At 71.4% G+C, this 12765-nt stretch carries 10 protein-coding genes; 4 read left to right on the forward strand and 6 right to left on the reverse strand.

Annotated elements, in window-relative coordinates:
* Positions 1-80: 80 nt before the first annotated feature.
* Complete coding sequence (locus ACZ4V6_RS05915) at positions 81-587, reverse strand: hypothetical protein (protein ID WP_467822839.1); 507 nt, start codon at positions 585-587, stop codon at positions 81-83.
* Positions 588-1570: 983 nt separating this feature from the next.
* On the opposite strand from ACZ4V6_RS05915, the gene ACZ4V6_RS05920 reads away from it, so the two are divergent.
* The gene (locus ACZ4V6_RS05920) at positions 1571-2086 is read left to right on the forward strand and encodes an MFS transporter (RefSeq protein WP_467822842.1); all 516 of its coding nucleotides are present in this window, start codon (positions 1571-1573) and stop codon (positions 2084-2086) included.
* Between the two features lie 171 nt (positions 2087-2257).
* On the opposite strand, the gene ACZ4V6_RS05925 is transcribed toward ACZ4V6_RS05920, so the two are convergent.
* From ACZ4V6_RS05925 to ACZ4V6_RS05935, 3 genes are all read right to left on the reverse strand, one after another.
* Positions 2258-3115, reverse strand: a complete 858-nt coding sequence (locus ACZ4V6_RS05925; RefSeq protein ID WP_467822844.1) for an aldo/keto reductase — start codon at positions 3113-3115, stop codon at positions 2258-2260.
* Positions 3112-3546 carry a cupin domain-containing protein gene (locus ACZ4V6_RS05930; protein ID WP_467822847.1) on the reverse strand — a complete coding sequence of 145 codons (435 nt, stop codon included), beginning with the start codon at positions 3544-3546 and terminating at the stop codon, positions 3112-3114. The genes ACZ4V6_RS05925 and ACZ4V6_RS05930 overlap by 4 nt, the downstream gene beginning before the upstream one ends.
* Positions 3547-3616: 70 nt before the next feature.
* Positions 3617-3937, reverse strand: coding sequence for a carboxymuconolactone decarboxylase family protein (locus tag ACZ4V6_RS05935; protein ID WP_467822849.1), 321 nt, complete (start codon positions 3935-3937; stop codon positions 3617-3619).
* Positions 3938-4162: 225 nt separating this feature from the next.
* Here ACZ4V6_RS05935 and ACZ4V6_RS05940 point away from each other — a divergent pair, with 225 nt between their 5' ends.
* The 3 genes from ACZ4V6_RS05940 to ACZ4V6_RS05950 all read left to right on the forward strand — a co-directional run bounded on the left by ACZ4V6_RS05940 (position 4163) and on the right by ACZ4V6_RS05950 (position 7315).
* Positions 4163-5047, forward strand: coding sequence for a helix-turn-helix transcriptional regulator (locus ACZ4V6_RS05940; protein ID WP_467822850.1), 885 nt, complete (start codon positions 4163-4165; stop codon positions 5045-5047).
* A gap of 648 nt (positions 5048-5695) precedes the next feature.
* Positions 5696-6739: a bifunctional GNAT family N-acetyltransferase/NUDIX hydrolase gene (locus ACZ4V6_RS05945; protein ID WP_467822852.1), complete on the forward strand. Its 1044-nt coding sequence runs from the start codon at positions 5696-5698 to the stop codon at positions 6737-6739.
* 186 nt (positions 6740-6925) lie between these two features.
* Positions 6926-7315 carry a VOC family protein gene (locus ACZ4V6_RS05950; RefSeq protein WP_467822854.1) on the forward strand — a complete coding sequence of 130 codons (390 nt, stop codon included), beginning with the start codon at positions 6926-6928 and terminating at the stop codon, positions 7313-7315.
* 227 nt (positions 7316-7542) lie between these two features.
* On the opposite strand, the gene ACZ4V6_RS05955 is transcribed toward ACZ4V6_RS05950, so the two are convergent.
* Together ACZ4V6_RS05955 and ACZ4V6_RS05960 are read right to left on the reverse strand one after the other, a co-directional pair.
* Positions 7543-10749, reverse strand: coding sequence for a M20/M25/M40 family metallo-hydrolase (locus ACZ4V6_RS05955; protein WP_467822855.1), 3207 nt, complete (start codon positions 10747-10749; stop codon positions 7543-7545).
* Positions 10750-10978: 229 nt separating this feature from the next.
* Positions 10979-12400 carry a helix-turn-helix domain-containing protein gene (locus ACZ4V6_RS05960; protein ID WP_467822858.1) on the reverse strand — a complete coding sequence of 474 codons (1422 nt, stop codon included), beginning with the start codon at positions 12398-12400 and terminating at the stop codon, positions 10979-10981.
* Positions 12401-12765 lie beyond the last annotated feature (365 nt).

The raw sequence follows: 12765 nt of genomic DNA on the forward strand, positions 1-12765 counted from the left end.
CCCGGGCACGGCTGCAGCGTGTAGCCCCGCCGCGCTGCGGTTTTCCCGCACCTCGAGCGCCGATCCGAGTTGATCGTTCCTCAGGATCGGTCCGGAGTTCCAGGGAGCGACCGGGCGGGCAGGGGCCGGGGGTCGTCATCCGGGGAGGCCACGGGCAGCTCAGGGGCGCAGACACGGCACAGGCGGTAGCGCAGGCCGCCGCGAGGACCGATGCGTTCGGTGATCCAGGCCGCCACTTCGTGAGGAGCCATCACCTGCATATGCGTGGCCCACCTCGAGTTGGTCGAGCCCGTATGGGCGAACTCGGTCAGGGCGCCATGCAGCCACGGGCTGTTGCCGCTCTCCACGTCGCGCACCGAAACCCGGCGGCAGCCGGTGCGGTGAAGCGTGTGCTTGCCGGCGGCGTACGGGTACCGGGCCTGCTGGTCGAACCGGCGCCGTTGCACCAGCGACTCGGCGCGAAGGGTTTCGAACCGGCCCCTGGCCTCGGCGCAGACCTCGCATCCGGCTTCACACACCGACACCTGGACCGCGTCGGTCTCTTCGCGCCAGGCCTGCCGGGCCGGGGCGGGAAGAACGGTCGCCAAGCCCTCCTGCGCGCGCTGGCGCGGGGGAGCCTGGGAGAGGCGACGAGAGGCTGCTGCCCGACGGGCGGCCTCGCCCGCCGCGCGTTGCCGTCGGGACGTACGTCCTCGCTTCGCCATGGTGAGTGCCCTCCGTGATCTGCTGTCGCCGTCATCTGCTGCCGGCCGTTCCACGACCCAGTAGATTGCCATCAATAGGCGTAAATTTGGCGAATGGCGCGCGAATGTGGCTGTCTCAATCCCCTGGTCGTGGCGTCCTCGCTGCACCTACCGATTGATCGCGGTGGTGACCCGTGGCCGTCGAGCCGGACGGGGACCACGCGAAGGGCCGTGCGCAAGGTGCAAAGACGCGAGCGAACGAATCAACGCGGCAACGACTGGCAGGCCCGCAGTCGTCTGTGCCTGTGCGCCCCCGTCCGAACATTCGCTGTTCGATGCGTCGTTCAAGACGGCCTCGACGAGACGGCCGTCATCGAGCCCCGACCGCGGTGTGTGATGCGCTTACCGAAGAAGCGCGCGGCAGCCGACTGAAGCCCGGCCGACGGTTTCGGCTCTCTCACGACAGTCGCGAGAAGGGGCTCGGAGTATTCCCGCCGGCTCCGGACGCCCCCCTGACCGAAGCTGTGCAACGCGCATGGTGAGACCCCCCGATGAGCTCGGCAGGGTGCCGGCCGGAAGCTCGGCAGGGCGCCGGCCGGAAGCTCGGCAGGGCGCCGGCCGGAGCTTGGGAGGAGGGCGACCGCCCGTCATGCAGGCCGTAGGAGACAGGGTGGGCGCAGTACGCGACGCAGGGGCGGCCGCGTGGCCCGGTGAGGGTGGCACCGGCAGTGACGGTCTCCGCGGGAGTGCCGTCGAGCGGGATCTGGCTGGTCCAGGGCGGGCCCCGGAAGCTGGGGGACATGTCAACCGCTAATACCGCTACGACCGCTGCGGTCGCGCAGTCGTCGCCGACCCGGATGACCGGGTGTCAGGTCGTTGCTTTGGTGGTGCTTCTGGCATCACGGTTCATGATGGCCGCCGACTTCTCCGTCCTGAACGTCGCGCTGCCCGAGGCCGGTAGGGCCCTCGGGTTCTCCACCGGAAACCTGCAGTGGATCAGCACGATGTTCGCCCTGTGCGCGGCCGGGTGCACCTTGGTCTTCGGGAGGGTGGGTGACTATGTGGTGCGGCGGCGCATCTTCACCGTCGGGATGGTCGTCCTGGCCGTCTCCTCTCTCGTGGGCGGACTCGCTGGTTCCCCGCGACGCTGCCGATCGCCCGCGCGCTTCAGGGACTGTCCACCGCCGCCGTCATCCCGGCCGCCCTCGCAGAGGGCGGCGAGCTGTATCGAGGGGACGAAGCTGTTCGGCCATCCGGTCATCGGCGAACTGGAGTTGATGTACCAGTCCGCCGATCTGCAGGACGGCGACATCCTGAAGATCTACCACGCGGAGCCGGAGTCCCCTCACGAGGCGGCCCTGCAGCTCCTCACCGTGGACCTGCACTCGATGCACCGCAACTGAGGGTTCGATGACGAAGGGGTGGCGTCCCGGGGTCACCTCCCCGGGGACGTCACCCCGGTAAAACCTGGCAGCAGCTGACCGTCCGGTTCGGCGCCACCGACACCAGCACCTCGCTCCGGCTCGGTGCGTCGTGGCCGAACCGTGCCGGAGCGAGGTGGCGCTCCTCTGGCGTCACTTGCCGCTGAAGACCGGAAAGGCGCTGTGGTCGCCGTAGTCCACATCGCGCAGGCCCCGCAGAGCGTCCACGTCCGCGTCCGAGATCTCGAAGTCGACCTGGGCGTTGGAGCGCATGTGCTCGGGGTTTGCCGTCTTGGGCAGCGACACCGTGCCCAGCTGGAGGGTGTAGCGGATGCAGAGCTGGGGGACGGACACGCCGTACTTCTCGGCCATGGCCCGGACTTCGGCGTTCTTCAGGATCGCGCCGTGGGCGATCGGTGAGTACGCCTCGACGAGGATCTGCCGGCTCTCGCAGTAGGCCAGCAGCTCGGCGGGGGTGTTCCCGGCGTGTACGAGCAGCTGGTTCACGTGCGGGACGACGGTTGCGTCCTGGAGGATGTTCTCCAGGTCGTGCTGCTGGAAGTTGGAGACGCCGATCGACCGGATCCTTCCGGCCCGGTGGGCCTCCTCCAGGGCACGCCACGCGGCGCGGTTGCCCTGGGCGTAGTCGCCGCCGCGGAAGTCGTTCCACGGCTGCGGGCTGTGGATCAGCATCAGGTCGATGTGGTCCAGGCCCAGCTTCTCCAGAGAGCCGTCGACCGCGGCCACCGCCTGGTCGTAGTCCTTGATCTCCGCGGCGAGCTTGGTGGAGACGAACAGCTCCTCGCGCGGCACGCCGGAGGTGCGCACGCCCTCGCCGACGCCGCGCTCGTTGCCGTAGGCCTGGGCGGTGTCGATGTTCCGGTAGCCGATCTGTACGGCCGCGCGGACCGCGTGGGCCGCCTTGTCGTCGTCGATGAACCAGGTGCCGAGCCCCAGCTTGGGGATCTCGACACCGTTCGACAGCGTGTAGGTCTCCTTCAGGACGGTCATGCGTTCGCTCCGTTCTTCGGCAGCTTGCCGTACACCTCGTCGGTGACGGGCTCGAGCCATTCGTTGCTGACCCCTTCGCCCGGGGTGATGAAGGCGAGGTGGGAGAACCACGCGTCGGCCTTCGCGCCGTGCCAGTGCTTCGTGCCTGCGGGGACGCGGATCACGGTGCCCGGCTCCATGCTGATGGGGTCCTCGCCCTCGGCCTGGTACCAGCCGCTGCCGGCCGTGCACAGCAGGATCTGGTCGCCGCCGCCGTTCGCGCCGTGGTGGATGTGCCAGTTGTTGCGGCAGCTCGGCTCGAAGGAGACGTTCATGACGGGAACGCTGCCCGAGGTGAGCGGAGCCAGGTAGCTCTGGCCGGTGAAGTACTGCGCGAAGGCGTCGTTCTTCTCGCCGAGCGGGAAGATCTGGTCGAATCCGTTGCCGGCCATCTTGTTCCTCCTCCTTGGTTCACTACGCCCTGCTGATCGTGCGGGGCCGATTCGCGGCTCGCGCCGGGGATCAGGCGGAGCGCTCGTCCGCGGTCTCCTTCAGCAGGGTGATCGCGGTCATGGCGTTGGGCCATCCGGCGTAGAACGCCAGGTGCGTGATCGCCTCGGACAGCTCCTCGACCGTGAGTCCGTTGTCCAGGGCCACACCCAGGTGGTACGGCAGCTGCTCGCTGCGGTGGAGGGCGGCCAGCACACTGACCGTGACCAGGCTGCGGTCCCGCGGGGAGAGCCCGGGGCGCTCCCACACGTCCTGGAACAGGACGTCGTTGGTGATCTCGACCAGCTTCGGCGCGATGCCGGCCAGCTCCTGGGGTGCGGACTGCGTTGCCATGATGTGACTCCTTGTGACGGTGCGGACACGGGGGTGCGGCATTGCCCGCTGTCGGCCACCCGAGGCCGGAGGACATCCCGCAAGGGGGTGCCCTACGTGCGGGCCGGGGCCGCATCTGCTGACGACATCGAGGAAACCGCAGCTCACGGGCGTGCGGAAGGCTCTGCCGTTCCAGGTACTGGCAGAACCTCCCAGTCGCGCCCCGCTCCTCCTAACCTGGACAACATGGACACCAGCCGCGAGGTCCGAGCGTTCCTCGCCACCCGCCGCGCCAAGATCACCCCGGAGCAGGCCGGCCTGCCCGCCTTCGGGAACGGCAAGCGCAGGGTCCCCGGGCTGCGCCGCGAGGAAGTCGCCCTGCTCGCCGGTGTCAGCATCGACTACTACGTCCGCCTGGAGCGCGGTCAGCTCGCCGGCGCCTCCGAAGAAGTCCTCGACGCGCTCTGCCGCGCCCTCCAGCTCGATGACGCCGAACGCTCCCACCTGCACGACCTGGCCGCCGCCCAGCGCCGGCGCCCGGCCCGCCGCACCCCTCGCCGGGCCAAGGACGCCGTTCCCGCCAGCCTCAAGCGGGTCTTGGAGTCCATGACCGGCTCACCGGCCTTCATCCGCAACGGCCGCCTCGACATCCTCGCCGTCAACGACCTCGGTCGCGCCCTGTACGCACCCCTGTTCACCGCCGCGGCCCGCCCGGTCAACATCGCCCGGTTCCAGTTCCTCGACCCCACCGGCCGCGGCTTCTTCCCCGACTGGAACGTCTCGGTCGACACCACCGTGTCCCTGCTGCGCACCGAAGCCGGCCGAGCCCCGGGCGACACCGAACTCACCGGCCTCATCGGCGAACTCGTCACCCGTAGCGACGAGTTCCGTGCGGCCTGGGCCAAGCACAACGTCCGCCTGCACCGCACCGGCCGCAAGGCATTCCGCCACCCGGCCATCGGCGAGATCGGGCTCGACTTCGACGCCATGGAACCGCCTGCCCACCCCGGCCTCACCCTGACCGCCTACAGCGCCGAACCGGGCACCCCCGACCACGACGCGCTGCGCCTGCTCGCCTCTTGGGCCGCAACCAGCTCGGACGAAGCCCACCAGGAGGCATCCCGCCCCTGACCAGCCCTTGCCGAACGTGTTTCGCCCAGGACGTTCCGTTCGAGTCATCTCATTGACCAGATGAAGATGGCGGCGGTGTGGAGGCGGCCAGATGGATGGCGGCGGTCTTGTCGTATCGAGTGGCCGGACCGGCCATGGACGGCGGAGACGATGTCCTCAAGGCCGCCGGATTCAGCGTCCGCCGCCTCCCACCGGCCGTCGCCGGTGCAGTCACGCGGCCTCCACGGAACGAGGTGCCCGACCTCGGTGCCCGCAGCCGAAGCGGGCGACGCGCTCGGGATCCGCGCGGTCGAAAGCCGCCTGGAACTCCTTGACCGTCGGCATCGGAGCACCGTGGCAACAGGGTCCCGGTCTCATCTCCTGCTCAGATGCGGCCCCTTGGGATGCCCCCGCATCGGTACGGAGGCCGGCGGCACGCGTACCGGCGTCACCCCGCGGGATGACGGGGGCCGAATTCCACGGTCCGCCCCCGCCGCCGCCCCTACGGTTGACCCATGACCGTGACGGTTCCTCCCGAAGCCGTGCGCAGGACCCCGCTCATCCGGCGCTCCGAGGGCGAGTCATGAGCGGCACCGAGCGCCACGTCGAGCCGGTGGACGTCTCTCCGGTGCCGCGCCGCAAGGCCGGCGCGGGGCCGGAGGTCCTGCCATGAGCACCGACAGCACCCCCGCCGTCACCGCGGCACCGCAGGATGCGGCCGGACCGCCGCCGGTCCGGGCGGCGACGTCCGCCGATGCCGAGGGCATCGTCCGCATGCGCTCCGCCTACGTCCTGTCCAGGCCCCTGGACGAGGAGTGGGTCCGGCGGTGCGCGCGAGAGCTGGCGCCGCGGCTGACCGAGGCGGGCGACGCCCGGGCCTTCGTCATCGACGCCCCGGACGGCTCGATGGCGGCCTGCGCCCTCGGCCTGATCCACCCCGTCCTCCCGGCACCGGCCTGTCCGCGGGGCCTCGCCGCCCGTGTGCAGGTGGTCGCCACGCACCCCGGCTTCCGTCGCCGCGGCTACGCCCGGGCCGTGGTCTCCGCGCTGCTCGACCACTTGACCGCCGTGGACGACGTCACGCTGTTCGAGCTGCACACCAGCGTGGAGGCGGCCCCCCTCTACCGCGAGCTGGGCTTCACGGGCAGTCCGGCCCTGATGCGGATGACGCGCCTGGAAGGACCCCCCGCGGCGAGCGCGGCGGGCGGCAGCACCACCTGGATGCCGCCCGAGCAGTACGCGGAGACGGTGCCGAAGTCCACCTGCTTCGCCTGCTTCTACTTCACCGACGAGGACGACCGGCCGCTCCAGTTGCGCTCCGTCTATTCCCCCGCCCACCCCTGGCAGTTCGTCGGCGGAACGATGGACGCAGGTGAGCGGCCCTGGGAGACGGCCCTGCGCGAGTGCCGGGAGGAGACCGGCCTCACCCCGCCCGGGCCGCCCCGGCTCCTGGCCGCCGTGTACGGGCTCCCCGGCGCCGAGTGGCCCTACAGCACGATGGGACTGGTCTTCGACGGCGGCTGCCTCACCGCGGCGCAGATCCGGGACATCACCCTCGACCCGCAGGAACACGACGAGGTCCGCGTCCTGTCCCTGGCCGAGTGGGAGGAGCTGATGCCGCCCGGCGACTTCGCGCTCCTGCGTACGGTGGCACAGGCCCGTCGCACCGGCGAGGCCGCGTACTTCGGCGCCTGGGACTGGGAGACCGCGTGAGCGGTGCCCGGCGGCAGGAACCGCGTGGGCTTCACCCCGCGCGACTCCCCGCCTGCGCCGCAGGACGCCATCGAGGAAATTTTCCTGCCGCGTGGACGACAGGGCTAGAATCCACGGTGGCATCGCGTGTCGGTCACCGGCCGGGTGAGACATGGAGGTGCCGGGAGATGCCTTCGGAGGCATTCCTTGTCTGTCGAGTTGAATCACACCATCGTCCATGCCCGGGACAACCGGGAGTCCGCGGAGTTCTTCGCGAACCTGCTGGGCCTCGAGATCAGCGGTGAGTGGGGACCGTTCATCGCGGTCGAACTGAGCAACGGCGTCACACTGGACTTCGCCACCGTCCCCGCGGACAGCATCACCCCACAGCACTACGCCTTCCTGGTCTCCGAGGAGGAGTTCGACGCCGCCTACGCACAGATCGGCCGGCGCGGCATCGAGCACTACGCCGACCCGCACCGGAAGCAGCCCGGCGCGATCAACCACAACGACGGTGGTCGCGGTGTGTACTTCATGGATCCGGCGGGCCACGCCATGGAACTGATCACCGTGCCGTACGGCGGCTGGGCCTCGTAACCGCACCCGGACCCCGGTGTTCTGGCAAGCGTGCGGCAGCCACCTCCCGGCGTCCTGCTCGGTCGAGAGCGCTCGAGGGCGAGGCCGTTCTCCGCATGCCCGGCGGGCCGGCGACGAAAGGGCTCGGGCCCGGTCCCGTGGCCGGTGCGCCGGGCATGCGGGGACGCGGCGCGAGGCGGTGGGGCGGGCACGAGGCGCCCGTCCCACCGCCTCCCGGTTCGGGCGGGTCAGACGGTCTGCCAGAGGGCGGGGACGTTCGGCGGCTCCCAGCCCGGATAGGCGGTGTGGCCCTGGAGGCACCGGTAGCGGACGCCGTTGTAGGTCACGACGTCACCGGCCGCGTAGGTCCTGCCCAGCTGCCAGGTGGTCTCGCCACCGCTGTCGTCGCGCACGGTGAGGGTGTAGGTGGTGGTGTGCGTGACCGAGCCCGTACCGGTGATGGTCAGGGTGTACGTACCGGCGACCGTGCCGGACGCGACCTGGACGGTGGCCGTCGAGGACTCTCCCGAGGTCACCGAGGCCGGCGCGAAGGACACGCTCACGCCGGCCGGCGCGCCCGACGCGGACAGCCGCACGTTCTGGGCCGATCCGGTGGTGGTGGCGGTGCGCACGGTCACCGTGGCGGAGGAGCCGGGAGCGACGCTGCCCGACGCCGGGTCGGCGGACACGGAGAAGTCGTCCGTCGGGTTGGGCACGTCACCGACGGCGGTCTTCCAGATGGTGTACGCGATGCCGTCCACGCTGCGGTTCAGGGCAGTGGCGTTGATGTTGGACGTGGTGTCGCAGGACGAGTGGTAGCAGGGGTCGTAGGCGCGGCCCGCGGTACCGCCCCACTTCGTGGCCTCGGCGGCGGACTTCACCGCGGAGGCTCCGGTGGCGTAACCCGAGGTGGGGATGCCGATCTGCTGGAAGGAGTAGTCGTCCGAACGGCCCCGGCCCTCGACGTTCTCCTGCGGGGCCAGACCGAGGGCGGTCCAGTACTCCTTCATCGGCGCGGAGGCGACGGAGTTGAGGTTGTTGACGAAGTAGCCGGCGTTGACCGAGCCCACCATGTCGAAGTTGTAGTAGGCCTTGACGCGGGAGCGTTCGGCCGCGGGGAGCGTCCGGGCGTAGAAGTCGGAGCCCTTCATGCCCTGCTCCTCGTCGGTCCACCAGGCGAAGCGCACGCGGTTCTTCATGGTGGGGTTCTGCTGGGCCAGGGTCAGGGCCGCCTCCAGGAGGGCGGCGGAACCGGAGCCGTTGTCGTTGATGCCGGGGCCGGCCGAGACGCCGTCGAGGTGGGCGCCGAACATGTAGACGCTGCCGGCGTCGCCCTTGGGCCACTCGGCGATCAGGTTGTTGCCCGCGCCGGCGCTGCATCCGGAGGTGCAGGTCTGCTCGGTGACCGTGAAGCCGGCCGACTCCAGCCTGTCCTTGACGTAGGCGAGCGAGGCGCGGTAACCGGCGCTGGTCGAGCGGCGGTTGCCGCCATTCTGTGCGGCGATGGTGTTCAGCTGCGTGAGGTGGGCCTGGACCCGGGCCACGTCCACGTCCGGCGGGGTGTCCGGCGTGGTGCCGCCGCCGACGGTCAGGGTGTACTGGACGGTGTGGGTCTTGCCGCCCCCGGCGCCCTGGACCGTGATCGTGTACGTCCCGGCGGCCGTGCCGGCCGAGGTGCTGATCCGCATCGTGGAGCTGGAGCCCGAGGTGACGGTGGCCGGGCTGAAGGTGACGCTCACACCCGAGGGGGCGCCGGAGGCGGTCAGCGAGATCTGCTGGGCGTCACCGGAGACGGTGGAGGTGCTGACCGTGGCGGTGGCGGTGGCTCCGGCGTCGACGCTGCCGCTGACGGGGCTGAGCGCCAGCGAGAAGTCGCTCTGCCGACCGGTGCAGGTCGGGTCGCCGGTCTGGGCGGGCACGTTGATCGCGTCCCAGGCGGCCTTCGTCGCGTCGAACAGGGCGCAGGAGGAGTCCAGGTTCTTCGCCGAGGTGAGGGTGGCGGTGCGGTACCGCTTGTAGGTCATGCCGCTGGTCTTGAGGAGCATGCCGCCGTAGAAGATCTTGCCGGCGCTCTGGATGCCCACGCCGGTCACCTGCTGGTTGTTGCAGGTGGGGCTGCTGGGCTTCCCGCCCCCGGGGCTGGAGCCCTCGGAGAGGAGATAGAACCAGTGGTTCAGCGGTCCGGCCGCCGCGTGTTCCTCGGTGTTCGGGATCGAGGCCGAGTAGCAGTTGGGGTCGTTGTTGACCAGCTGCGGGTTGTACATGTTGCGGATGGGACCGCGGCCCTGGAGGTTGATCATCTCGCCGACGGTGTAGTCGGGGGTGTCGTAGGGGGCCGGTTCGTTCACGTACGCCTCGGTCAGGGCGCCCATGATGTCGCCGGTCCCTTCCCCCAGGCCCCTCTCGTTGTTGGCGCCGCCGGGGGTGAAGGAGTCCAGGCCGTGGCCGAACTCGTGGGCGACGACGTCGATGCCGGCGATCCACTTGTTGGCGGAGTTGCGGCCGATGGTGACGGTGGAGCCGTCCCAGTAGGCGTTGAGCTGGTTGAGGCCGACGCGTACCGGCCAGCTTCCGCCGTTGCCGTTGTGCCCGTTGCGGCCGAGCCAGTCGCGGAGCATGTCCGACTGCTTCTGCGCGGCGAACATGACGTCGACGCAGCCGGTCTCCTTGCTGGAGGCGTTGCCGGTGCCCCAGTCGTCGACCGACTTGGTGAACAGGCCGCCGTTGTAGTCCGAGCACTGCAGGCCGGGGCGGGTGGTGTCGCGCAGCACGTAGTTGCTGCCCGAGCGGGAGGTGTCGATGGTCAGCGGGTCCGGGCCGTTCCACTCGCTGTGGCCGGTGCCGGAGCGCACGTCGTCGTAACTGTCGACGATCTTGCCGGAGAGGGCATCCACGAAGACGTGCAGCCGGCTGGGCCGCTCCTTCACGGTGGTGCCGGTGACCACGGTCTCCCAGGCGAGGGTCTGGACGCCGTCCTTGACCCGGACCACAAGCCGCGGCTCGTCGGTCTCGGTGACCGTGGCCACGCGGGCGCGGCTGGTGCGCTCCGCGCGGTCGGCCTCGACCCGCGCCGTGGTGGGCACCGCGATGGTGGCCTCGGTGGCGGACCGCACGGCCCTGACCTTGCCCTCGCCGTCCGCGAGGACCACCGCGTCGCCGCCGACCACCGGCAGTCCGTGGTAGGTGCGCTCGTAGGCGACCGAGTACAGGTTCTTGCTGCCCCAGGGGGTGACCTCGCGGCGGTCGTACCGCTCCTCGGGTCCGCCGGCGACGAGCGCGTCCAGGCCGCTGCTCACGGCCCGGTCCGCGGCGGCGACGGCTCTGGCGACGGGCGAGGGTTCGGCCGGGGCGGACGCGGTCGCCGCCGAGGCCGAGGCGAGGGAGGCCGGCACCACCACCCCCCCGAGTGTCAGGGCCAGGGAGGACATCCCGGCCACTGCGGTTCTTCTGAGCATCGTGGCTCCTTGTGAGAGGTGTGGAGGCTCCGTCGAGCCGGCCCGGCCCCGGGCACGCCGGGTCCACGCGTGCTCGGGAGTCGCGACGACACGCCCGGCGACACAATGACCGATACATGTCATGTCGCGGGCGGCTGAACCCTCACACCTCTCCGCGCCCGGGTCAACGGCCCCGCGAGCGGCGACCGGTGCCGGCAAAATCCGGCAAATGAAGGACGGCCGGACCGGCTCACTCGCCCGCGTCCAGCAGACGTTCCCGGTACTCCCTGACCTCCGGGACGTCGGGCCACTGGCCGACGAGCCGGCTGTGCAGCCCGCGCAGCTCGGCCCGGACCATGGACTCGCGGGAGCGCAGGGCGTCCCCGAGCACCTCGCAGGCCAGGGCCGCGGCGGCCGCCGCGTCACCCGCGCAGGCCCAACTGTCGGCCAGGCGCAGGGTGAGCAGCAGCCGGGTGGGACGCATCTGCGGCGGCACCCGGGCGCACGACCGCGCGGTGGCGTCCACCGCCCGCCGGGCCGCTGCCCGGTCGCCGGTGACGACGGCCAGGTCGCGCAGGGCGCCGCCGATCGCGGAGTCCATCCGCATCTCGCCCTCGGTCCCGGCCAGCCAGGGCGCCTCCAGCAGATCGCGCCGGTCGAGGCAGGCGAACTTGCGCCGAGCCAGGGTGAGATGACGCCGGCACTCGGCCGCGTTCCCGGCGAGCGCGTGGCCGCGGGCCTGGTAGAGACCGGACAGCGTGGCCATCCAGCGCCGGCCGGTGTCCGCCGCGCCGACGCCCGCCGCGTAGGCGAGCATCGCACCGGCGTCCCCGTCGAGCCGCACCAGGGTGCACATGTCGCTGAGCAGGGTGGCCCGCGCGGGGGCGTCCTGCACGGCGTCCGCCCAGCGCAGTCCGTGCCCGAACCAGGCCATGGCGACGGCGTTCTGACCCCGGTCCATCCGCAGCCGCCCGGCGACCTGCGCGTACTGGGCGGCCAGCCGGAGCTGACCGTAGGGCAGCCGCCCGGTGGCGTTGACGGCCTCCGCCCACCGGACGAGCGCCCGCAGCAACCCGTCGACGACGGCCACCCGGTGGTCCTCCGGCGACTGCCGGAAGGACTCGCGGATCAGGCAGGCCAGCACGGCGGTGAGGCCGTGCAGCAGTTCGGGCTCGGCGTCCGCCGTGCTTCGGGGCACGGAGCCCGCGGCGAGGGCGGACGGGCCGCCCAGCAGCTCCGCCAGCTCCGACTGCTCGGGCACGGCACAGCCCGCGGTGCCGTGCAGCGGGCAGACCAGCCCCTCGGCGGGCAGCCGCGCGGGCCACAGCCGGGGGTCGAAGACCCCGTACCCGTCGGCGGTGTCAGCGCCCGGCAGCGGCGCGGACAGCGCGAGGCCGGCCGGGAGACGGCCGGAGCCACGCGGCACGTCCCGGGGCGCGGCGATCACCGCGGCCAGTTCACCGCCGGTCCCCAGGACGGAGTCGAGGCGGCGTACCAGACCGATGGGCGGCTCCCGCAGGCCCGCCTCCAGTTTGCTGACGACCGAGTGGTGGTAGCCCACCCGCAGGCCGAGCTGCGACTGGGTGAGTCCCGCGGCCCTGCGCCAGGAGCGCAACCGCTGCCCGAACTCCTCCCAGGACGCGTCACCCGCTCGCGCCGATGCTTCCGTCATGTTCCCCTCCCTCGACCGCGATCCGTTCCCCAGCCGCGCGCCCCGGCTCCGCATTCTTCCGCTAGGGGGACGGCGCGTGGGAAGGGCGGAGCGCGTCAATCCCGGTGGCACGAGGACGTTCAGCCGCCTCCGGCCGGACCGGGAACCGGGGTGGGCCGTCCCCACGGCGTTCCGACGGCCAGGACGGTCCGGCCGAGCTCAGCGGCGAGCGGTGCGGTGCTTCCCGTCCCGGCTCTCTCTCGGGGGCGGCTGATCCGGGGTGTCGCGACGGCCGTCGACCAGCCCGGGGCGTCGTGACGGGCGGTGCCCGGTCGCCCGGTGACCGAGCTTCCGGGCCCCGGCTGATGGAAAGGCCAGACAGTATG

It is taken from the genome of Streptomyces sp. NPDC029152 (assembly GCF_055564355.1).

Excerpts from the sequence above, each read along its gene's own strand:
- ACZ4V6_RS05925 (WP_467822844.1), bottom strand. The coding sequence starts at position 3,115 with ATGACCGTCCTGAAGGAGACCTACACGCTGTCGAACGGTGTCGAGATC.
- ACZ4V6_RS05930 (WP_467822847.1), bottom strand. The coding sequence starts at position 3,546 with ATGGCCGGCAACGGATTCGACCAGATCTTCCCGCTCGGCGAGAAGAAC.
- ACZ4V6_RS05935 (WP_467822849.1), bottom strand. The coding sequence starts at position 3,937 with ATGGCAACGCAGTCCGCACCCCAGGAGCTGGCCGGCATCGCGCCGAAG.
- ACZ4V6_RS05940 (WP_467822850.1), top strand. The coding sequence starts at position 4,163 with ATGGACACCAGCCGCGAGGTCCGAGCGTTCCTCGCCACCCGCCGCGCC.
- ACZ4V6_RS05945 (WP_467822852.1), top strand. The coding sequence starts at position 5,696 with ATGAGCACCGACAGCACCCCCGCCGTCACCGCGGCACCGCAGGATGCG.
- ACZ4V6_RS05955 (WP_467822855.1), bottom strand. The coding sequence starts at position 10,749 with ATGCTCAGAAGAACCGCAGTGGCCGGGATGTCCTCCCTGGCCCTGACA.
- ACZ4V6_RS05960 (WP_467822858.1), bottom strand. The coding sequence starts at position 12,400 with ATGACGGAAGCATCGGCGCGAGCGGGTGACGCGTCCTGGGAGGAGTTC.